At 42.6% G+C, this 20,150-nt stretch carries 21 protein-coding genes; 8 read left to right on the top strand and 13 right to left on the bottom strand.

Annotated elements, in window-relative coordinates:
• The first annotated feature begins 87 nt into the window (after positions 1 to 87).
• Positions 88 to 321: a hypothetical protein gene (locus tag AAA970_RS01200; RefSeq protein ID WP_338235674.1), complete on the top strand. Its 234-nt coding sequence runs from the start codon at positions 88 to 90 to the stop codon at positions 319 to 321.
• Positions 322 to 515: 194 nt separating this feature from the next.
• Here the strand turns inward: AAA970_RS01200 and coaE are convergent, their stop codons facing one another.
• From coaE to AAA970_RS01170, 6 genes are all read right to left on the bottom strand, one after another.
• The gene (gene coaE, locus AAA970_RS01195; protein ID WP_338235673.1) at positions 516 to 1,124 is read right to left on the bottom strand and encodes a dephospho-CoA kinase; all 609 of its coding nucleotides are present in this window, start codon (positions 1,122 to 1,124) and stop codon (positions 516 to 518) included.
• Positions 1,114 to 2,094: a CdaR family protein gene (locus AAA970_RS01190; RefSeq protein WP_338235672.1), complete on the bottom strand. Its 981-nt coding sequence runs from the start codon at positions 2,092 to 2,094 to the stop codon at positions 1,114 to 1,116. Before AAA970_RS01190 ends, coaE begins: the two co-directional genes overlap by 11 nt.
• A 343-nt stretch (positions 2,095 to 2,437) precedes the next feature.
• Positions 2,438 to 3,334 (bottom strand): lipoyl synthase, encoded by an 897-nt coding sequence (lipA, locus tag AAA970_RS01185; protein WP_053406180.1) that lies wholly within the window; start codon positions 3,332 to 3,334, stop codon positions 2,438 to 2,440.
• A 216-nt stretch (positions 3,335 to 3,550) separates the two neighbouring features.
• Positions 3,551 to 4,276, bottom strand: coding sequence for a hypothetical protein (locus tag AAA970_RS01180; protein WP_338235671.1), 726 nt, complete (start codon positions 4,274 to 4,276; stop codon positions 3,551 to 3,553).
• A gap of 109 nt (positions 4,277 to 4,385) precedes the next feature.
• Positions 4,386 to 4,721 carry a bacillithiol system redox-active protein YtxJ gene (ytxJ, locus tag AAA970_RS01175; protein WP_053406183.1) on the bottom strand — a complete coding sequence of 112 codons (336 nt, stop codon included), beginning with the start codon at positions 4,719 to 4,721 and terminating at the stop codon, positions 4,386 to 4,388.
• Between the two features lie 8 nt (positions 4,722 to 4,729).
• Entirely contained in the window at positions 4,730 to 7,189 is a 2,460-nt protein-coding gene (locus AAA970_RS01170; RefSeq protein WP_338235670.1) for a hypothetical protein, read from the bottom strand.
• A 290-nt stretch (positions 7,190 to 7,479) separates the two neighbouring features.
• Between AAA970_RS01170 and AAA970_RS01165 the strand changes: the two genes are divergently transcribed.
• Positions 7,480 to 8,715 (top strand): M16 family metallopeptidase, encoded by a 1,236-nt coding sequence (locus AAA970_RS01165; protein ID WP_338235669.1) that lies wholly within the window; start codon positions 7,480 to 7,482, stop codon positions 8,713 to 8,715.
• 29 nt (positions 8,716 to 8,744) lie between these two features.
• On the opposite strand, the gene AAA970_RS01160 is transcribed toward AAA970_RS01165, so the two are convergent.
• Entirely contained in the window at positions 8,745 to 10,091 is a 1,347-nt protein-coding gene (locus tag AAA970_RS01160; protein ID WP_338235668.1) for a YihY/virulence factor BrkB family protein, read from the bottom strand.
• A 142-nt stretch (positions 10,092 to 10,233) separates the two neighbouring features.
• On the opposite strand from AAA970_RS01160, the gene ispF reads away from it, so the two are divergent.
• Entirely contained in the window at positions 10,234 to 10,713 is a 480-nt protein-coding gene (gene ispF, locus AAA970_RS01155; protein WP_053406187.1) for a 2-C-methyl-D-erythritol 2,4-cyclodiphosphate synthase, read from the top strand.
• Between the two features lie 70 nt (positions 10,714 to 10,783).
• On the opposite strand, the gene AAA970_RS01150 is transcribed toward ispF, so the two are convergent.
• The 4 genes from AAA970_RS01150 to upp all read right to left on the bottom strand — a co-directional run bounded on the left by AAA970_RS01150 (position 10,784) and on the right by upp (position 14,170).
• A complete protein-coding gene (locus AAA970_RS01150) occupies positions 10,784 to 11,167 on the bottom strand; it encodes a hypothetical protein (protein ID WP_053406958.1) in 384 nt (127 codons plus the stop codon).
• 151 nt (positions 11,168 to 11,318) lie between these two features.
• Positions 11,319 to 12,278, bottom strand: coding sequence for a calcium/sodium antiporter (locus tag AAA970_RS01145; RefSeq protein WP_338235667.1), 960 nt, complete (start codon positions 12,276 to 12,278; stop codon positions 11,319 to 11,321).
• Between the two features lie 139 nt (positions 12,279 to 12,417).
• The gene (locus tag AAA970_RS01140) at positions 12,418 to 13,374 is read right to left on the bottom strand and encodes a calcium/sodium antiporter (protein WP_338235666.1); all 957 of its coding nucleotides are present in this window, start codon (positions 13,372 to 13,374) and stop codon (positions 12,418 to 12,420) included.
• 139 nt (positions 13,375 to 13,513) lie between these two features.
• Complete coding sequence (gene upp / locus AAA970_RS01135) at positions 13,514 to 14,170, bottom strand: uracil phosphoribosyltransferase (protein ID WP_082305081.1); 657 nt, start codon at positions 14,168 to 14,170, stop codon at positions 13,514 to 13,516.
• Positions 14,171 to 14,553: 383 nt separating this feature from the next.
• On the opposite strand from upp, the gene hpt reads away from it, so the two are divergent.
• The 5 genes from hpt to dnaJ all read left to right on the top strand — a co-directional run bounded on the left by hpt (position 14,554) and on the right by dnaJ (position 19,114).
• The gene (gene hpt, locus AAA970_RS01130; RefSeq protein WP_053406189.1) at positions 14,554 to 15,081 is read left to right on the top strand and encodes a hypoxanthine phosphoribosyltransferase; all 528 of its coding nucleotides are present in this window, start codon (positions 14,554 to 14,556) and stop codon (positions 15,079 to 15,081) included.
• 89 nt (positions 15,082 to 15,170) lie between these two features.
• The gene (locus tag AAA970_RS01125) at positions 15,171 to 15,743 is read left to right on the top strand and encodes an adenylate kinase (RefSeq protein ID WP_338235665.1); all 573 of its coding nucleotides are present in this window, start codon (positions 15,171 to 15,173) and stop codon (positions 15,741 to 15,743) included.
• Positions 15,744 to 16,180: 437 nt separating this feature from the next.
• Positions 16,181 to 17,182, top strand: a complete 1,002-nt coding sequence (obgE, locus tag AAA970_RS01120; RefSeq protein ID WP_053406191.1) for a GTPase ObgE — start codon at positions 16,181 to 16,183, stop codon at positions 17,180 to 17,182.
• Positions 17,183 to 17,291: 109 nt separating this feature from the next.
• Entirely contained in the window at positions 17,292 to 17,885 is a 594-nt protein-coding gene (locus AAA970_RS01115; RefSeq protein ID WP_053406192.1) for a nucleotide exchange factor GrpE, read from the top strand.
• A gap of 77 nt (positions 17,886 to 17,962) precedes the next feature.
• On the top strand, positions 17,963 to 19,114 hold the full coding sequence (gene dnaJ / locus AAA970_RS01110; protein ID WP_338235664.1) for a molecular chaperone DnaJ: 1,152 nt from the start codon (positions 17,963 to 17,965) through the stop codon (positions 19,112 to 19,114).
• Between the two features lie 350 nt (positions 19,115 to 19,464).
• Here dnaJ and AAA970_RS01105 read toward each other — a convergent pair whose 3' ends face one another.
• Both AAA970_RS01105 and AAA970_RS01100 read right to left on the bottom strand, forming a co-directional pair.
• Positions 19,465 to 19,878, bottom strand: coding sequence for a PIN domain-containing protein (locus tag AAA970_RS01105; RefSeq protein WP_338235663.1), 414 nt, complete (start codon positions 19,876 to 19,878; stop codon positions 19,465 to 19,467).
• The gene (locus AAA970_RS01100) at positions 19,871 to 20,122 is read right to left on the bottom strand and encodes a DUF6364 family protein (RefSeq protein WP_338235662.1); all 252 of its coding nucleotides are present in this window, start codon (positions 20,120 to 20,122) and stop codon (positions 19,871 to 19,873) included. The genes AAA970_RS01105 and AAA970_RS01100 overlap by 8 nt, the downstream gene beginning before the upstream one ends.
• Between the last annotated feature and the right edge of the window lie 28 nt (positions 20,123 to 20,150).

The following is a 20,150-nucleotide window of genomic DNA, read 5'->3' as shown; positions in this document are numbered from 1 at the left end:
ATCCCTCAACTATAGCCTTAATTTGGAGTTTGTATTAAGAAAACTAAAGAAGGGGAGGAGATGCATCTAGAGACTTTTGAAGATTTTATGAAATTAAAATACCGGGACAAGATCAAGACCTTGTATTTTCACGGAACATTCGTTGTCTCCATTCGCTACTATGCCCATAAGGTCAATCTGTATCTGGTGCATGACTTTTACATTGAAGTATTCTACAATCCCAAACTGGATCTCATTGAACACTTTGAACGATTTAACCCCAAACATAAACGCACCAAGTTCTATACCGACCAGATTGCCCTACCCTCTGATATTCTTTAAGCCAAATAATTCACCGCCAGACTCAGCAACTTACCTTCATCGACTTATTTTCAAGCCGAAAGGATTAGTCTTACTAATTTATTAAAAGCCCGAATTTGAGCAGGATTGCTTTCACCTCATTCATCTGCTTCCTTGGACAAAACTCGAAATAGGAAAAATCCCTTCATTTTCCCGCCTTGCCGCTAAATGAGGATTTAAGCCTGAATAATTCGGCTTAGGCTATGCAACAGACTATTGACCTGTGGAATCACCGCCGAATGGTCGGCATTATCAATTAAAAAATCTGCCTTCGCCTTTAAGTCCTTTTCCGGAATCTGATTACGAATAATCTGATGTATTTGCGCCTCGGAGCGGAAGGCATCCCTTTTTCGAATCCTTTGGATCCGTTCCTGCTCAGGAGCGACTACCGCAACTATATAGTCAACGCCTACCAAATCTTTTCCGTGTTCCAGCATAATGGCCGCCTCTTTGAAAATAAGCGTACTGGCTTGTCTTCCTGACCATTTTTGGAAATCTTTAGCTACAGCAGGATGCACAATGTGATTGAGGCTTTTTAGTAATTGATCATCAGCAAAAACTTGCTGCCCTACCCACTGCCGATTATAGCTGCCATCCTCCAAATAAGCTTGCTCCCCCAATAAGTTAATAATGGCGGCTTTGACTTCAGGATCCGCTACTACCAGCTCCTTCGCACGTTCATCAGCATTGTAAACCGGATAGCCCAGCACCTCCAGAAATTTACTCACAGAGGATTTTCCTGCACCTATCCCACCGGTAATCCCTATTTTTAACTTATCCCTCATCCTTTTCTTTAAAGTGAACTTTTACTGCCCCTGAGTCCAGATGCACATTTTCCACCTGCTTGGGAATGGAAAGTACCTCCGGCATGATGGTCGAATCTGACAAATTTAATCTCAGAAAATCTACCCCAACACGGAAAGGTAAGTGGAGCGCTTTCTCCTTTTTTCGAATATTGTACTGAATATAGGTCACACTATCCAACAAAAAGGCAGAGCCATCAGAAGGGAAATGCTTGATTTCCATGTTTACCGGATAGTTTACCGTCACCATTTCATCTACATCAAACTTCACCCTGACTTTAGAGGGAAAAATGTTCAAATAGGGCGTCTCCTCTACGGTCAGGTCTATATTGGTATTCACCGGCCCCTCAACGGTTTCCATGGGTAAATCCACTAGAAATTCATCCGGTGCTGCTAAAATCTGCTTTTCGGGGCCCTCAATTACTATGGAATCCGGAAATGCCTCTACTTCTGAAAAAACACGAAACCCTTCCGCCAAGTTCACAGAAACGGGATTTAACCCCACTTTCACTTTCTTGCGAATTTTACGGTCAATATCAAACTTAATGGTGTCCGGTGAAATAAAACCGACCCTCAACCCACTCAGTGCTTCCCTAACGTCTGAAGAAATTTCCCGACTGGTAGCATATTTCCTGGAAGCATCATCAGGCAAATCTATTGCAATACGGTTTCTTAAATAGGGCAAATACAATTTCACCAGTCCCCAACCCGGCCCGCTAACATCCACATTCACATACTCGGGTAGGGGATCCATCACGCTTAGGCGACTTTGATCATAGTCATACTCCAAAGGAACCTTCACGGTCATTTGATGGTCTTCTTTCTGAAGCGCAGTAAGAATCCAAAGCACAAAGGCGGAGCAGAAACAAATGGCCATAATCTTTAACTGCCCAGGTTCAGTTGAAGGGGCAATTTTCCTAAGTATGGCGATAATTTGCTTGAGTCTTTTCAAGAAAAAAAATTTGAGGGTTCAATGCCAGTATTTCTAAACCTAAAGCATCAGCAACCTTTGAGGAATACAGGTGAGTATGCTCAAATAAGGGAATTTGCTCCCGTCATTAGGCTTTTATTGGAGTGGTTTCATCCGTCAGGACACCCATTATCTCTTCCTTCATAAGAAGGAAAAGATTTGTACTTCTAATACAGCGTGGTCTTTTCGAATCCTGATGATTTCTTCACACTCTAAACAAAAATATCATTTGATTCCCGAATTCAGAACTTAAAAACAAAAATCTCTTCATTTTACCACAAAAAAAAGAGGATAACTTTACTTATCCTCTTTTCTGATGTTTTTATTATACGTTAACGTGGCGCTCGGCATGGTAAGATGATCTTACAAGCGGACCAGACTCCACATATTTTATTCCTCTTCGTTCTCCTTCTTCCTTATAGTATTGGAACATTTCCGGAGTAATAAACTCAATCACTTCGTGGTGGCGGCGGGTAGGTTGCAAATATTGACCTAAAGTCAAAATATCACAGCCATTGGCAGCCAGGTCATCAATGGCTTTCAATACCTCCTCCGGCTTCTCTCCAAGCCCCAACATGATCCCGGTTTTGGTTCTCATGCCCAGCTCCTTAGTGCGACGAATCTGCTCCAGACTTCTGGCATATTTCGCCTGGGGACGCACCCTTCTGTAAAGGCTTTCTACCGTTTCCATATTATGAGAAACGACTTCCTGCCCTCCCTCCACCATTCGTTCCAAGGCTGACCAGGTTCCTTTAACATCCGGAATCAAAGTTTCTATGGTGGTAGATGGACTCAGTTCTTTCGTCAATTTCACGGTCTGATACCAAATCTCAGCACCACGATCTTTTAGCTCATCGCGGTTTACCGAAGTAATCACGGCATGCTTCACCTTCATTTTGGTAATGGCTTCTGCCACTCGCTTAGGCTCCGCATCATCATATTCCGGTGGGCGGCCGGTGGCTACCGCACAAAAAGTACAGGAACGCGTACACACATTCCCCAAAATCATAAAGGTCGCTGTACCAGCTCCCCAACACTCACCCATATTAGGGCAATTACCACTCTGACAAATGGTATGCAAATTATGCTTATCAACAATATCCCTTACATTCTTGTAATCCTTACCTACCGGAAGCTTAACGCGCAACCAAGAAGGTTTTTTGGTGCGGCCATCTTCGGTGGTCTCGTTAGGAATACTAGGGATAACGGGTAAATCAATCATAGGAAAAACGCTTACGATTCAAAAAGATCCACGCTCGGTTCATGGGCGTTTCAACGCAAATGTAAATAAAATGCCCGAAATCATCAGTCTATCCACGGACACAATACGAACGAATGCGGAAACAGCTCTCATCGTTTTCTTCTAAAGCTAGAAAAAACACAAAAAAAGCACTCCAACAAGCTGAAGGAGTGCAAAATAATTCAATTATATATCAATTTATCTTTGACTTCCATAGTAAAAAGTGATGAACGCATTAGGATAGAAAGCCGAATTCTCCGCATTGGGCATCAATTCAATTTCTTTCGCAAATACCTCCATCAAAACTCCCACTTCTATTCCCACTACACTACTTTTGGCGTTACCAAATTCAAAAGTTAAGGCCGCTTTTAAATGTCCTCCGGGCACTATAGAAGATTCGGGAACCCCCTGAAACAAACCTCCGGGGCCCATAATAGTGGCCAAATCAACTGTAGGATCATAGGGGACACGTCTTTGCCCCTGATCTCCCCCACCGGACACCTCCACATAGTAAGGGGTAACCACCCCAATGGAAGGACCTCCAGAGGCTAAGAAATTAATTTGAACCCCCTGTTGGGGAGCCTTTCTGAACAACCGCCACTCCCTTCCATACTGAAATCGGAAATCATATAGATAGTTAGATTTCCCCAAAATAAAGGCGCTTCCGCTGAGGGTTTGCTGCCTTCTTTCTTTGGGATGTTTGATATTGACCACCTCCAAACCAAAGGAATGGTATACATTTTCTGTAAGGGCTTTGGAATATCGGAATACAAAACCGCCGATCAAGCCTGAATTGGTCGCCTTGTTAATCCCCCAAACAAATTGGGAATTGTAACCATCATCTTCCAGATCTTGTGCTACAGACGAAGTCGGGCAATAAATGAAAGACAGTAATATCAAAAAAGACAATAAAAATTTCCTCATAGGTTCGAAGGAATTTAGTGCATTGGAGTCTACTTATTATTATAAAGGAGGATCGACAGCTTAGGTTTCAATAAAACTTTCAGTTCTACAAAAAAATGGTGATTTTTTATTATGCTTTCACCGCCTTTTCAATAGCCGCGAAGCTGATATTATGATGAGAGGTATCAAATACAGCTTTTCCATTTTTAATCAAAATCACCTGTGGTGACTGATGAGGCACCCCAAATTGCGCTGCAATCTCATTACTAATCGCTCGAAAGCTAATCAAATCCAGGTAATAGGGTTTAACGCCAAGTTCTTCTTTAAAGTTGGATTCAAAAAAACGCAAGGACATAGAACTTATCGGGCAGCGGGTAGAATGCTTAAAAATTACCACTGGCTGTTGGAAGGATTTTTCCCTGATTTCTTCCAAATGTTGTTCCTGTTCTAAAATATTCCAATTCATATTTTCCCTTATTCAATAGTCATCGCTTCTCTCTGGGATTGAAACTGACTACCAGTATCCCAAATTTCATACTCTTTTGCGTTGTAAGAAGGTTTCTTCTGTTTCTCCTTCACCGCCTTCATCTCTGTATCATTATACCAAATTCCTTTCCACCACATGCCCAGCTTCCCTACCTCCTTATGAGGTGTTCCTTCATAACGCATCATACGCGAAGCCAATACTTGTCTCTTTCTTTCTCTCTGATAGTATTGCTTAGCCGGAATTTCTCCGGAATAACGATAAGCTTCCTTCGCTTTTAATTTTCTGATGACCCTGGAATGATCCACAAAGCTACCTTCATACTGATGTGCATTTTTGGACATCCACTTATAATGACGATTATCCATTTTCTTGGTATCGATCATATAAAGGCCCTGCTTTTGCATCTCGGCGGATTTATCCTGATATAAGGTGACTTTATTGGAATAGACTTGTGTACCGCTAAAGTTGTGCGCTACCTGTGACATTTCCTTAAAATGTTTTTGCCTCATTTTTCGGGTATCCACCACATATTGACCTTGTCGCTGAGCCTCAGCTGACTTATCCTGATATAAGGCCACTTTATTTTTCTGAATAATGGTTCCCTGGTAGCCATGCATATACTTCGACTGCGCCTTATAGCGCATCCGCTTTTCTTTATGTGTATCCACTACATACTGGCCTTGACCAAGCGCCTCCTCCGATTTGTCCTGATAAAGCGCCACCTTATTCTTGCGGATCATCGTCCCCTCATAGCCATGCATATATTTCGACTGGGCCTTATAGCGCATCTGTTTTTCTTTATGCGTATCCACCACATACTGCCCCTGGGCTAAGGCCTCCGAAGATTTATCCTGATAAAGGGACATCTTATTTTTCCGAACCACATCGCCACCGTACTGATGCATCATCTTTGACATGGTCTTAAAGCGCATTTGTTTTTCCTTATGCGTATCCACCACATACATGCCCTCATTCAGTCCTTCATAAGACTTCTGCTTATAAAGATCATATTTGGATTGTCTTCTGATGCTTCCCTGGTAATTCTGAACGGTTTTAGATAAATATTTATCTTTTGGTTCTCCATATCTGGGATTGACCTTTCGCAATCCCTGACCGGCCATCTCCATGGATTTATGCTGCATTTCCGCCTGGCGTTGCTGACGACTTTTCCCGCCCTTCATGATTTTACCCTCTTGCTGAGCACGGGTAATAAACTCACTTTCCAGTCGGCGGGAATCCATTGGCTGTCCAATGCGCAAGCCTTGCTTCATCATGCGGTCTGAGGTGCTTTTCCGTCTTTCTTCCATTTGCCCGTAAGACAAATGTCTTTGATCACCGGTGTAGCGCGAAAATTGGCTTGCCCTCACTCTACGCCCCTGATGGGTGCTGGACGCACTGCCCTTTACACTTCCCTGGCGTTGGGCTTCAATGGACTTATCCACCATTCTGGCATAGCGTTTCTGTCCGCCGTTTCTAATATCACCGCTATATTGATGCCGTGTCTTGGACTCATACCTTTCTTTCGCTCCTTTAGGATCTCTTTTATAAATCCCCTGAGCCAATCCTTCCATGGACTTCGCGCGCATATCATTGCGCTCTTTGGTCGGATTGATCTTTTTCATCTTATCCGGATTAAATTTTTCCGCATTAGGGTAGGATTTAAATCGCTCAGCGGTAAGTTTATATTCCCCACGATTGTTCATCTGCTCGCGGGAAGATTTTTTGTATACCGACTTTCTGGAAGCATACTTGGATTTAGAAGCAGGATCTCCCGTACTTCTTGATTGTCGCTGGGATAAATACTTTCTTTCTAAACGATCCGAACTTTTCCCTTTCGAAGAACTCATTCCCTGACGCTTCAATTCAGACGCTCTTCTCCTTCCGGTAATCCCTCCACCGCCATCATAGGCTACTCCTCTGTCTTTTCCTCCTCGGTATTTATCAAAATTGGATGGACGTTCTTTGAACCGCTCCGGTACGACCTCCTGTTGGCTGGCCATATTTCTTCCCGGCTTGGGCGATTGCTCATTAAATCTTTGGGGTTGACTTTCCGAAACGCCCCCGCCACCTTTACGTTGCTTTTTGGATTTCTTCCGATAAACCGCTTTTTCGTTTTTACGCTTCTGTCGTCCTTTATATTTAGCCTGCTTTTTGGAAAGATACTTAGACTCCAATTCTTTCGATTTCTTCGTTTTCTTTAATCCCGCCTCCGTATTCTTACTGGCATTGGAACGCTGGCGTTCCCGACGTTTTTTATAATTGGAATCTTTAGCATTCTTATTCGATCCGCTTTGATACATGATGGCGTCTGAGGCCGAAGGAGGCCGGTTTTGCGCCTGCCCTTGCTGGCAAAAAAGCATCAAACCAAAAACCATCAGCAACAAAGAATACTGGTGGGCAGGAGAGGAGTTCCCCTTCCATATATATTTGCAAATATTAAGTAGCATTTTCAAAATTAAGCGTCAAACTCCATGGGTAGATTAACGAAAAGCAAGACGAACAGGTCCGCTTCACGCTTATAATTAGTCTTCCTTTTAGGAATTACCTTCATTTTCCCTGAAAAATAGGGGAAGTTAAGCATTTAGAATAATAATATGTATTAAAAAGGAGGTTTCAAACCAAAAAGGGGAGTCGGAGATCTATCTTTTTTATTATTTTCGCCTTCAATTACATAATCTTCACTCAATTTTTCGTTATCAGATAAATCCTGACTGGTATTATCTCCAAAAAACTATATATGATTCATTTCGAAAGCTTTCAATTAAATAATGGTCTTAAAGTAATCGTTCATGAGGACCCTTCCACTCCTATGGCGGCAGTGAATTTACTTTATGATGTGGGCTCTCGGGATGAGTCAGAAAATAAAACGGGCTTTGCCCATCTTTTTGAACATTTAATGTTTGGAGGATCCAAAAACATCCCTTCTTTTGATCGTCCTCTGCAATTAGTTGGGGGAGACAATAATGCCTTTACTTCCCCGGATATTACGAACTACTATATCAATCTCCCTGCCGCAAATCTGGAAACGGCTTTTTGGCTGGAGTCTGACCGGATGATGTCGTTGTCTTTTGACCCAAAAGTTTTGGAAGTGCAGCGATCTGTGGTCATTGAAGAGTTTAAGCAACGCTATCTTAACCAGCCCTATGGTGATATTTGGTTAAAAATGAGGCCGGAAATATATAGTAAACACCCTTACCGCTGGCCTACCATTGGAAAAGATATTAGCCATATTGAACAAGCGACAATGGAGGATGTAAAAGAATTTTTCTATAAATTCTACCGTCCGAATAATGCCACTTTGGTGGTGGCTGGTCAGGTGAAATTAGATCAGGTAAAGCAATTAGCAGAAAAATGGTTTGGTCCTATTCCTGCGGGGGAGTCCCTTAAAAGGGCGCTACCCGTAGAGCCAGCTCAATCCTCGGCAAAACAACTGGAGGTTGAGGCGGATGTCCCTTTGGATGCCATTTACAAAGTGTACCGCATGCCGGACCGGTTGCATGCTGACTACTATGCCCTTGACTTAATGACGGATGTTTTAGGCAAAGGACGCACCTCTCAACTTTATAATGATCTGGTGAAAGAAAAACAGTTATTCAATAGCATAAGCGCCTACTCTTCGGGCTCCCATGATCCGGGCATGTTGGTTATTGGTGGAAAGCTAAATCCGCATATTTCATTGGATGATGCCAATGCGGAAATTGAGCAAATTGTATACGGATTGCATCAGGGAATTTCGGAAACCACATTGGAAAAAACCAAAAATCAGGCACAGGCCGCCCATGCGTTCTCTGAGGTGGAATTATTGAACCGTGCGATGTTTTTAGCCATGGGGGATATTCTGGGAGATGCCAATATGATCAATGAGGAACTCGGCAAAATAGGTAAAGTAAGCACTGATAATATACAGCAGGTAGCTAGGCAATACCTCCAAAAAGAGCAATGTACTACCATGTACTATAAAGCTAAAAAATAAGGGGAGAGGGGGAAGCTTTCCCCTTTTCTTTATATGGTTTTTACCAACACATTTTTCTCGCTGTTTTCAAAGTCCTGATCTAGTCTTAAAAGTAAATGGTCCATTTCTTCCAGATCTTCCGGCAGTTTGCCCAAAGTCGCATCATCGAAGCCGACTTTCTCCAGGCTATCTAATACCGTAAAGACCGTCATTTGATCCAGAGGCAGCGCGGGTACCAAGCCCATTTCTTCCGGCTCTTTGCCTGCTTCAAAGCGTGAAATTAAAATCTTTCCCTGCACCAATTTTTGGGCAGCCTCTTCCAAATAGAAAAAAGGAACATGCGTATTATGCTCAATATCCACCAAACGCACCGGCTCTTTTCTTCCTTCAAAAGCCCTGACTACCTCCCGGCAAATCAAGAGCCCGATTATTTTCAAATGACGGAGCGATACTTTCCCCAGTCGAAAATTTCTCTCATGCTCCTCTACCGATTGCATGGCATTACATAATTCCGCCCCAAACAGCACAATCTGCCAACTCAGCTGGAAAAAAATCATCAGTAAGGGGAGTGCTGCAAAACTACCATAAATAGCGTTATAGCTGGATACGCCAATCTGCAAATCCAAATAAAGCCACTGAATGGTCTGAATTAAATAACCGCTAAAAATCCCTGAAATAAAGGCAAATTTTAAATTCACCCTGGTATAAGGCATGATCATATAAACCAGCGTAAAAAGGGCAATCAGCATCAGATAAGGCGAAAGCTGAGCTGCAAAAGTAACCCCCTGTGCGGCGTATTCATTTATGTAGGCAATATCAATACTTTGAGAGAACTCCCGAAGCTTACTCATCACCATCACATTTAAGGAGGAAGAAATGATCACCAAAATGGGGGCGATCACGATCATGGTGGTATAATCCGTGAATTTTCGGGCAATGGAGCGAGTCGCTTTTACAGACCAGATATCATTAAAACTAGTCTCAATATTGTAGATCAGTTTCATCACCGAATAAAATAAAACAACAAAACCAAATCCGGCTACGATATCCCCCTGAGCAGAGGATAACATCCTTTCGGAAAAATCTACCAATTGATGAGCGATTTCCTCCTGCCCCTTCAGAGAAGAGAAAATGATCCCTTCTAGTTTTTTATCCAGATCAAAACCCTTGGCAATCCCGAAGGCCAGCGCCATTACCGGGACGATCGACAGCAGTGTGAAATAAGTAAGTGCAGAAGCCCTGAAACCACAACGGTCTTTTAAATAACCATTTACGGCAAGGGTTAAAACTCTCAAAACCTTAATCCCGATCTGTTTCGGCCAAGGCATATTTGCAATCTGAATACTCCACAGGTCTTCTGTGAAGAATTTCTCATAATTAAATTGAAGAATATTCATGAGTCTTTGTAGCCAAATATTTCGTCCGGTCTGCACTCTTTGGTTACATTTGTAGTCCCCAAAGGTTAGCAAAAAAATTCGATTTTGAGTTTTTTCTCTAAATCGGAATATAATTACAAAAGAAAATATCAATTTCAAAACTATGAAAATTCGAATAGGATACGGATATGATGTACACCAGTTAAAAGAAGGCTATGATTTCTGGCTGGGCGGCATCAAAGTTCCCCATACAAAAGGAGCGGTTGGGCATTCCGATGCTGATGTTTTAATTCATGTGATCTGCGATGCCATTTTAGGCGCAGCCAACATGCGCGATATTGGCTTTCATTTTTCCGATCAGGATCCCCAGTATAAGGGCATCGACAGTAAAATCCTATTGGCTGAAGTATTGAAGCTGGTCCGTGAGAAAGGGTATGAAATTGGTAATATTGATTCCACCATTTGCCTACAAAAGCCAAAGGTAAATCCACATATACCGGAAATGAAAAAAGTGCTGGCGGAGGTGATGAACATCGAGGAAGAGGATGTTTCCATCAAAGCCACTACCACGGAGAAATTAAGCTTTGTAGGCCGTGAAGAAGGCGTTTCTGCTCATGCGGTGGTCTTGCTGGAAAAGCAATAAATCAGTGCCTGCAGCATGTCAAGAAAGCGGAAAGCATAAAAAAAAGGGGCGAATCGCTCCTTTTTCGGTTTTACATCACCTGATGCAAAACAAAGGAAAGCCCCAGTCCCCAAAAAGCGGCAGAGACAAGCATATAAACCATTAATTGTAACCTTGGAGCACCTAAAACAGAGGCTAACAGTGTTCCCACAACCGGACTAAAAATAACCGGCGTCAGGAATGACACGCCTAAAAGGCCATATCGCTTCCAGATGTAAACAAATCGCCGACTTCTACGGCTGAACTTTTTCTTCCCGATGATTTTTTTTCTGAGGAGAAAGTGCCGTAACTGAATACCAAAAAAGGACACCAAAACCACCGTGGTCATCATGCCGGAAATGGTAAAAAGTACCGTTTCCCAATAAGTAAGCCCCAAGGCAGGACCAAGCGCCGGACCACCAATAAATTTGATCATGCTGATCAAATATACCGGAACATATTTACTTAAAATTGCTACTATCACAATGTGTGAACGGCCAACGAAATAACATGTTCCGGCCAAAAATTGATTAATTGATCAGTAGCTTAAAATTCCTACAAGATCAAAACTATGGCTGCCAATACTCCTAATTCGCCAATACCAAATAAGTGTAAAGGAAATAGACCGCCAGTAAAATAAGTCCATCGATTCTCCCCACTTTTTTGCCAATCCACATCATCGGGAAAATAATGGCCGTCACGCCCAGCATCCAGTACATATCATTGTCAATAAAAGACGCATTGACAGAAATAGGAGAAATCATGGCCGTAATACCTAATATCGACAGGATATTGAAAATATTGGAGCCTAATAAATTACCCAACGCCATATCCACCTGATTTTTCCGTGCGGCAATCACCGAAGTGGCTAATTCCGGTAAGCTGGTACCCAGTGCCACCACGGTCAGACCAATCACTCTTTCCGGCACGGAAAAAGCTTTGGCGATATTTTGAGCGCCCTCCACAAACCAGTCCGAACCGAAATAGAGTCCTAAACCGCCAAGAGCCATCCATAAAATATCTTTCCATACGGTTCCTTTGATTCCGGCTTCCATTACCTCAGCGACCTCCTCTGGTATGTGCGGATTCTTTTGGGATTTCCACACCTGATAAGTAAGGTAAATAATCAACGTACCGAATAGCAACGCACCTTCCACCGCAGTCAGCACCCCTCCCTGCACCAATAAAACCAATAAGACCGATGCCCCAAAAGTAGCCGGCCAATCCACCTTCAAAGTACTTTTTTGAACAACGATAGGGGTGATGACCACCGTGGTGCCCAGTACCAGGGCCAAATTACATATATTGGAGCCCACCACATTGCCCATGGCTAAATCCGGGCTTCCCTGAAAGGCGGCGGTCACCGACACCAATAGTTCGGGCGCTGAAGTCCCAAAGGCAATAACCGTAAGTCCGACTACCATAGGGGAAATTCTGTAACGAAGCGCCAGCTCCGTGCCTCCTTTCACCAGGTAGTTTCCTCCTCCAATTAAAAAAAATAGCCCCAAAACCAAGCGGGCAATATCAAAAATCATGGATTCCATCATAAACTCATTCAATGTACGCTTGCTGCGTAAAATTCTTCTAATTAAGCCAAATATGGCGGAACATATAGCATTTTATTCATGGAAAAAATTCGCTGGTATTCTTTTCCTTGAGTTCAATTCAAAAAAACACCATATTCCATCAAAGCACTAATAAATAATTATAAAGTAAATAAAGCCCCAGTAATAAGGCCCCGCTCATCCTGCTGATTTTACGACTCAAGCCCATCATCGGAAGCAAAAGCAGGGTCAGGCCGAGCATCCAGTAGCAATCATTTTGAATGAAAGCAGAGTCTACCGAAATGGGGGTAATCATGGAGGTCAACCCTAAAATGGCCAGAATATTAAAAATATTAGATCCCAGCACATTGCCCAAAGCAATATCAGCTTGTTGTTTCCTTGCGGCAATAACGGAAGTGACTAATTCCGGCAGGCTTGTCCCCACCGCCACAACAGTCAGGCCGATAATACGCTCCGACACCCCAAAAGAAGTCGCCATATTTCGAGCCCCTTGCACCAACCAATCTGCCCCGAGATAAAGCCCCAATCCTCCAAGAAGTATCAAAGTGAGGTCTCTCCAAACAGAAGCCCCTAACGGACTTTCGGGCGCAGGAGCATCTTGGGTGGTTGGAAAATGAGTCGTTTTTCCCGATTGCCAAATTTGAAACCATACAAATATCAGCAAAGCCGAAAACAATAAGAGTCCATCAAAAAAGCTTAAAGCGCCATCCTGAACCAAGTAAAACAGGACTAAGGCAGCGCCAAAAGTGACCGGCCAGTCCTGAAAAAGGGTCCCTCGATTTACCGGCAAAGGTGTTATCAAACTGGTCACTCCTAAAATAAAAGCCAAATTGCAAATATTAGAACCGACTACATTCCCTATCACCAGATCCGGGCTAGCCCGAAAAGCAGCTTGTAAGGAAACCAACAATTCCGGTACCGAGGTACCAAAGGCAATTACGGTAAGCCCGACCACCATGGGAGAAATTTTGAAACGGGAGGCTAAATCTGCCCCACCTTTTACCAGATAATTTCCTCCAAGAATCAAAACGAGGAGACCTATTCCCAACAGACCTCCATCAATAACCAAAGATCCCATTTTTGCTAATATAATGAGCGACGAATCGCTTATTTTTCGAATTTAGCTGTTATTATGAGAATAATACGATGGTTACGCCAAAAAAAAGAGCGAAAAAAAGAAAAATTTTCGCTCTCTTTATTTAATTTTCAGACACCTTCTAATCTTTTGAGCCAAACGCTAAGTCCCCTGCATCTCCCAAACCGGGAATGATATAGGACTTTTCATTCAAATGAGAATCCTCGGCGCATAACCACAAAGTACAACGATCTCCCATTTTCTCCTCCACATAAGCTATGCCCTCCGGAGCGGCAATCGTCGCTACGATATGAATCGAGCGAGGCGTTCCTTTGCCAATGGCCTTTTCAATTGCATCTACCAATGAACGACCAGTAGCCAACATCGGGTCCACAATGATCAAGTCCTGACCTTCCAAATCAGGATAAGCCGCATAGCCTAATTCTATTTCAAAGCCGTCAGGAGCATCTGCATTCTCTTTTCTGAAAGCACCGATAAATCCACTGGAGGCTTTATCAAATATATTCATAAAACCATTATAAAAAGGCAAACCGGCTCTCAAAACGGTCATCATAATGGGTTGTTGTTCCAATACCGGAATATCCGCTGTACCCAGTGGAGTGGTCACTGTTTTAGTCACATAAGGTAAATCCTTGGATACCTCATAGGCCATTAATTCTCCCAGGCGTTCAATATTTCTTCTGAAGCGCATGGAATCTCCCTGAATATTTACATCTCTTAATTCGGCCAGAAAGTGATTGGCGACCGAAGCCGTTTCATTAAGTCTGAATATTTTCACAACACCTAATTTTGTCTCAAATAATACCAGCGCTAATATACACTATATTATCCAAATCCTCTTCTTACTCAACTGGTCGAAATAGCATCTTTTCAAGATGAGATAAATTAAACTAAATCAATAATCAATGTCAATATTTCACCCCGGAGAAAACTTTAAACTACATAACCTACAATTAACAAGATATTATTTCTTCATTTTCAGCAAAAACAGACACCTTTCGGACTGATTAACAGTCATATTGATTGAAAAAAATATAAAATTTATCGATAAAAAATTCATCATTTTCCGCCTAAGGCATTTCAATAATAAATTGAAGGTGGTATATTTGCCTGCCCTTGAGAATATTAAGGGCTTTTTTATTTTATAAAAATTTCAAGGTGATGATTGTAAAAGACAAGGCGTTCAAGATGTTCATTGATGAAGAGCAATTGGCTCAGGGCATCGAGAAATTGGCAAATCAGATTAACAAAGACTATGAAGGGAAAGAACCTATCTTTTTGGCCATTTTGAACGGTTCGTTCATGTTTGCCGCCGACCTTTACCGTCTGACAAATTTAAAATCTACCATTTCATTCCTAAAATTGGCTTCTTACGAGAGCATGAACTCTACCGGAGAGGTAAAGCAATTGGTAGGTTTACAGGATGATCTGAACGGGCGTGAGGTAATCATTATTGAGGACATCGTTGATACCGGCAACACCTTGGAACACATCATGAAATTATTAAAAGAAGAAGGCGTTAAATCTGCAGAAATCGCTTCTTTATTGTATAAGCCAGAGGCTTACAAAAAAGATATGCCGATAAAATATGCCGCTTTTGAGATCCCGAACAAATTCGTAGTAGGTTACGGATTGGATTACGATGGCTACGGAAGAAATCTACCTGCTGTTTACCAATTAGCAGAATAAAAGAAATTGATTTTTTTCATGAGAAAAGTCCAATAGTAGTCTTAATTTCATGAGGAGATAACCAATACTTAAATTTAAATTTTTATACAATGCTTAATATTGTACTTTTTGGCCCTCCAGGCGCCGGTAAAGGAACGCAGTCGGAAAAATTAATCGAAAAATACGGTTTGTTGCACATCTCTACAGGTGACTTGTTCCGCAAGCACTTAGGAGAAGGTACCGAGCTGGGTAAATTGGCCAAAAGCTATATGGATAATGGTAACCTGGTTCCGGATCAGGTGGTAATCGATATGGTGGATGATCGTTTGAAAGAAGTTGGAGAGGTAAAAGGAATTATCTTTGACGGCTTCCCTCGTACAGTAGCACAAGCAGAAGCATTGGATACCCTGATGAATGGCAAAAACACACCAATCTCAGGTATGATCGCATTGGAAGTGGAAGATGAAGAATTAAGAACCCGTATCCTAGAGCGCGGAAAATCTTCAGGCCGTGCAGATGACCAAAGCATTGAAAAAATCAACAACCGCATCAACGTTTACAAAGAAGAAACGCTTCCGGTGGCTGATTTCTATGAAAAGCAGGGGAAATTTGTTTCCATCAACGGTGTTGGTACTATTGATGGAATTTTCGGTGATATTTGCGATGCAATCGAGCAATTGTAAGTCAACACCTTCAAATAAAGACAGCCTTCTCCAATGCGGGGAAGGCTGTTTTTTTATTCTCCTGAACCTAAAAATGAAAAGGAACAGTTTTTGTCGGTTAACCCGGATGATTCATGCTTAAATCCTCGTTTAGCTGTAAGGCGGAAAAAATGAAGGAATAGTTTCCTATTTCGAGTTTTTTCCAACGAAACAGATGAATGAGGAGAAAGCAAGCTTGCCCAATTTGGGCTAATAATAAATCAACAAACACCACCTTATCGAGCTGAAAATAAACTACTTTAAGGGAGTCACAGAATTTAGCGGGGAATCATTTGGGTTAAAAATTAGTGGAGATCCTTGGCCTGGTCAAAAAGTATTCTCCATTAAATTTGATAACTTGCACAAGTTTCGGCCAATTGGGAGGAAATTAAAATCAGAATACACATTACTGCATATATATGTCAGCTTCAAATTTTATCGATCACGTTCGATTATGTTCCCGTTCCGGCAAAGGCGGTGCAGGAGCAGTAAGTTTTCGTAGAGAAAAACACGTCCCTCGAGGAGGACCGGATGGTGGAAATGGAGGTCGCGGAGGTCACGTTATTATTCGTGGAAATGCCCAGCTATGGACACTGCTACACCTTAGATACCGCAAGCACGTTATCGCCGGAGCCGGAGAGTCCGGTGGAGGGATGCGTTCCTCCGGTGCTCAGGGACGCGACGAGATCATAGAAGTTCCTTTAGGCACCATTATTCGTGATGCCGAAACCAATGAGATTCGCGCAGAGATCACTGAGGACGGGGAAGAAATGATCATTACTCCTGGTGGCCGCGGAGGCCTGGGAAATGAAAATTTCAAAACCGCCGTGAACCAAACACCTCGTTACGCACAACCGGGAGAACCAGGACAGGAGGAGTGGCTGGTATTGGAACTGAAACTTTTGGCTGATGTGGGATTGGTAGGATTTCCAAATGCCGGAAAATCCACTTTATTGTCCAGTATTTCTGCCGCGCGGCCAGAAATTGCGGATTATCCTTTCACGACTTTGGTGCCCAACCTTGGGGTGGTGTCTTACTTTGACAACCGCTCATTCGTAATGGCGGATATCCCGGGAATTATTGAAGGAGCAGCGGAAGGAAAAGGTTTGGGATTACGATTCCTGCGCCATATTGAGCGAAACTCCATGTTGCTGTTCATGATTCCGGCCGATACTGAAGATGTTCAAAAAGAATATCAGATCCTGAGAGGAGAATTGGAGCGATACAATCCGGAGCTTTTGGACAAACACCATATTCTGGCCATTACCAAGAGTGATATGCTGGATGAGGAAATGATGGAAGAATTCAAAGCCGAACTTCCTGAAGGAGTGGAAAGCCTTTTTATTTCCTCCATTACTCAAACCAATCTGGACAAATTAAAAGACGCTATCTGGCAAGGATTGAATCCGGTGGCCGAATAATAGCCGATAATTTGGCAAAATTGTCAGTCAAAATGGACATAATGACACATTTTAAGGATTGGCAAAATCATTGAGGAAATCAAATTTGAACTTTAAACCATTTTTTGCAATGGCAGAGCATACCGTAAACGAAGAGGAAAAAAACTTGCAAGAAGAGGCTGTAAACGAGCAACAAGCTGAAGAAACGGCTGAGAATACTGAAAATACAGAAGAAAACGCTGCTGAGGCGAACACTGAAGAGGCGGTTTCTGAAGAAGATAAATTAAAAGCAGAAGTACAGGAGCATAAGGACAAATACCTGCGTTTGTACTCTGAATTTGAAAATTACCGTCGTCGTACCTCCAAAGAGAAATTGGAATTGGTGGAAAGCGCCAACGAGCGTTTGATCAAAGAATTACTTTCCGTAGTGGATAACTTTGACCGTGCCAATGCCAATTTCAAAGAAGACATGGACGCAAAAGCCGTACATGAAGGTTCTGAATTGATCTTCAAAAACTTTAAGACCGTATTGGAGAAATTCGGACTTAAGGCTTTGGAGACCGAAAAAGGAGACGATTTTGACACTGACATGCACGATGCAATCACCGAAATCCCGGTTCCTGAAGAGGATCTGAAAGGAAAAGTATTCGATGTAGTGGAAAAAGGCTACAAATTGAATGAAAAAGTGATTCGTTTTGCCAAAGTGGTGGTAGGCGCAAAATAATTTTTAACAAAGAAGAAACAAGCAGCGGGGGAGTTTGCGCTCCCCTTCAAGCCATATAGTTTTTAATCCATATTAACATGGCCAAAAGAGATTACTACGAGGTTTTAGGACTACAAAAAGGGGCTTCTGAAGCGGAGATTAAGAAAGCTTACCGTAAGGTAGCGATCAAATATCACCCGGATAAAAACCCCGACAATCCGGAAGCAGAAGAGCGTTTTAAAGAGGCTGCGGAAGCGTATGAAGTATTGAGTGATGCTCAAAAGCGTCAGCAATATGATCAGTTTGGCCATGCAGGCATGGGCGGCGCCGGCGGTTTTGGCGGTGGCGGCATGAATATGGATGACATCTTCTCTCAGTTCGGAGATATCTTCGGTGGGGGAGGGGGTAGTCCTTTCGACAGCTTTTTCGGAGGTGGTGGCGGTGGCCGTCGTCCTCGTCAGCGTCAGGGCACCAATCTTCGCATTAAGTTAAAGCTTACTTTGGAAGAAATGGCGCATGGCGTGGAGAAGAAAATCAAAGTGAAGCGTCAGGATTCCTGCGAAAGCTGTGGTGGTAACGGATCCAAAAATGGTAATTCTTTGCGTACTTGTCCTACCTGTCATGGTACGGGTCAGGTTCAGAAGGTGGTGAATACCATGTTGGGGCAAATGCGCTCTGCCTCTACCTGTCCGAGCTGTAATGGCGCCGGTCAAATGGTAGATCAGCACTGTGACAGCTGCCATGGTTCCGGTGTAAAAACCAAGGAAGAGGTAATCACAGTGAAGATTCCTGCCGGTGTATCTGAAGGCATGCAATTGTCCATGTCCGGAAAAGGAAATGCCCCAAAAGGTGGTGGAATCCCGGGTGATTTGCTGATCGTGATTGAAGAAGTAGCGCATGAGGAATTGAAGCGCGAAGGCAATAATGTGGTATATGAATTATACATCAACTTTGCCGATGCAGCACTTGGAACGCATGTGGAAGTACCCACTATTGATGGTAAGGTAAAAATCCGCATCGATGCGGGTACACAATCCGGTAAAATTCTTCGCTTGAGAGGGAAAGGAATTAAGGACATCAATGGTTACCAAACCGGCGATCAGTTAATCCACGTGAATGTATGGACGCCTCAAACGCTTTCTAAAGAGGAGAAGGAAATCCTGGAGAAACTAAGAGAGGCAGACAACTTCAAGCCGGATCCAGCGAAAAAGGAAAAAGGATTCTTTGAAAGAATGAGAGAATTCTTCTAACCCGGATTATTCATGCTTAAATCCTCGTTTAACTGCAAGGCGGGAAAAATGAAGGAATAGTTTCCTATTTCGAGTTTTTCCCAACGAAGCAGATGAATGAGGAGAAAGCAAGCATACCCAAATTTGAGCTATTGATAATTCGACAAAACTAACCAAAAAAAACCTGAAGAATAGACATTTACAGCAACTCACTAAGTCTAGCGGTGAATAATTCGGGCTAACAATAGTTCATAGAAGGAGCCGCTGATATTCAGCGGCTTTTTTATTTTGGAGGATTTCGTATTTTTGGTCGTTAACCTTGAATCATGCTCCAATCGTTTTTAATCCATGATTAGCATAAATAATTAGACTTACTTTTCAAGGCTGGCCAGATACTCTTTCGGCAACATTACCGGCAACAGCGCATGCTGAAAATATTTCCTGTTTCGCGTAATAATCACCTTACAGCCTTCATTAATGGCGCATTGATGCTGCACGGAGTCTTCGAAATCCCGGAATTTGGAATGCAGGGCTTTCTGAATAATCTCCCCATCCACCACGGCAGTTTTTAAAAGAATGCTTAACCAGGTAAAAAGCTCATCCTGATTTTGGTATTTCTCCCGGCTCAAAAAATAAGAAGCAGTGGTATAGGTCACGGGGCATACCACTGCTTCAATTTTTTTGTATTCAATTAAGGTAAATAGGCGAATTGCATCGGTAAGGAATTCCTTCCTTTTTAAAAGCAGATCCAATACCACATTCGTATCCAAAAAAATCCTATCCATACTTTTGGTCTAAATGCGCCCGATAGTCTTTTTTGAAATCCACCTCATCTGCTACTTTATTCCCCTTTCCTACGATTTGGGAAACAAGAGGGGAAACCTCCTCCGGTGCCTCTTCCTCCTGCATAATCGTTTCTAAATAATTCTCCAATAATTTAGAAATACTCGTCTGCTGCCGCTGCGCATATGCCTTGGCCTTATCAATGGTGGTTGAATTGAGCTTCAGGGTTAACTGCTTATCCGTCATCTTATGTGAAATTATACGTACAATTTAC

Source organism: Persicobacter diffluens, assembly GCF_036244895.1.
In the GTDB taxonomy this organism is placed as follows: Bacteria; Bacteroidota; Bacteroidia; order Cytophagales; family Cyclobacteriaceae; genus Persicobacter; species Persicobacter diffluens.
The sequence above is the reverse complement of the archived record's forward strand: the minus strand, read 5'-3'. Positions and strand labels throughout refer to the sequence as shown.

Excerpts from the sequence above, each read along its gene's own strand:
- AAA970_RS01200 (WP_338235674.1), top strand. The coding sequence starts at position 88 with ATGAAATTAAAATACCGGGACAAGATCAAGACCTTGTATTTTCACGGA.
- coaE (WP_338235673.1), bottom strand. The coding sequence starts at position 1,124 with ATGAGGGATAAGTTAAAAATAGGGATTACCGGTGGGATAGGTGCAGGA.
- lipA (WP_053406180.1), bottom strand. The coding sequence starts at position 3,334 with ATGATTGATTTACCCGTTATCCCTAGTATTCCTAACGAGACCACCGAA.
- AAA970_RS01180 (WP_338235671.1), bottom strand. The coding sequence starts at position 4,276 with ATGAGGAAATTTTTATTGTCTTTTTTGATATTACTGTCTTTCATTTAT.
- ytxJ (WP_053406183.1), bottom strand. The coding sequence starts at position 4,721 with ATGAATTGGAATATTTTAGAACAGGAACAACATTTGGAAGAAATCAGG.
- AAA970_RS01170 (WP_338235670.1), bottom strand. The coding sequence starts at position 7,189 with ATGCTACTTAATATTTGCAAATATATATGGAAGGGGAACTCCTCTCCT.
- AAA970_RS01165 (WP_338235669.1), top strand. The coding sequence starts at position 7,480 with ATGATTCATTTCGAAAGCTTTCAATTAAATAATGGTCTTAAAGTAATC.
- AAA970_RS01160 (WP_338235668.1), bottom strand. The coding sequence starts at position 10,091 with ATGAATATTCTTCAATTTAATTATGAGAAATTCTTCACAGAAGACCTG.
- ispF (WP_053406187.1), top strand. The coding sequence starts at position 10,234 with ATGAAAATTCGAATAGGATACGGATATGATGTACACCAGTTAAAAGAA.
- AAA970_RS01150 (WP_053406958.1), bottom strand. The coding sequence starts at position 11,167 with ATGATCAAATTTATTGGTGGTCCGGCGCTTGGTCCTGCCTTGGGGCTT.
- AAA970_RS01145 (WP_338235667.1), bottom strand. The coding sequence starts at position 12,278 with ATGATGGAATCCATGATTTTTGATATTGCCCGCTTGGTTTTGGGGCTA.
- AAA970_RS01140 (WP_338235666.1), bottom strand. The coding sequence starts at position 13,374 with ATGGGATCTTTGGTTATTGATGGAGGTCTGTTGGGAATAGGTCTCCTC.
- hpt (WP_053406189.1), top strand. The coding sequence starts at position 14,554 with ATGATTGTAAAAGACAAGGCGTTCAAGATGTTCATTGATGAAGAGCAA.
- AAA970_RS01125 (WP_338235665.1), top strand. The coding sequence starts at position 15,171 with ATGCTTAATATTGTACTTTTTGGCCCTCCAGGCGCCGGTAAAGGAACG.
- obgE (WP_053406191.1), top strand. The coding sequence starts at position 16,181 with ATGTCAGCTTCAAATTTTATCGATCACGTTCGATTATGTTCCCGTTCC.
- AAA970_RS01115 (WP_053406192.1), top strand. The coding sequence starts at position 17,292 with ATGGCAGAGCATACCGTAAACGAAGAGGAAAAAAACTTGCAAGAAGAG.
- dnaJ (WP_338235664.1), top strand. The coding sequence starts at position 17,963 with ATGGCCAAAAGAGATTACTACGAGGTTTTAGGACTACAAAAAGGGGCT.
- AAA970_RS01105 (WP_338235663.1), bottom strand. The coding sequence starts at position 19,878 with ATGGATAGGATTTTTTTGGATACGAATGTGGTATTGGATCTGCTTTTA.
- AAA970_RS01100 (WP_338235662.1), bottom strand. The coding sequence starts at position 20,122 with ATGACGGATAAGCAGTTAACCCTGAAGCTCAATTCAACCACCATTGAT.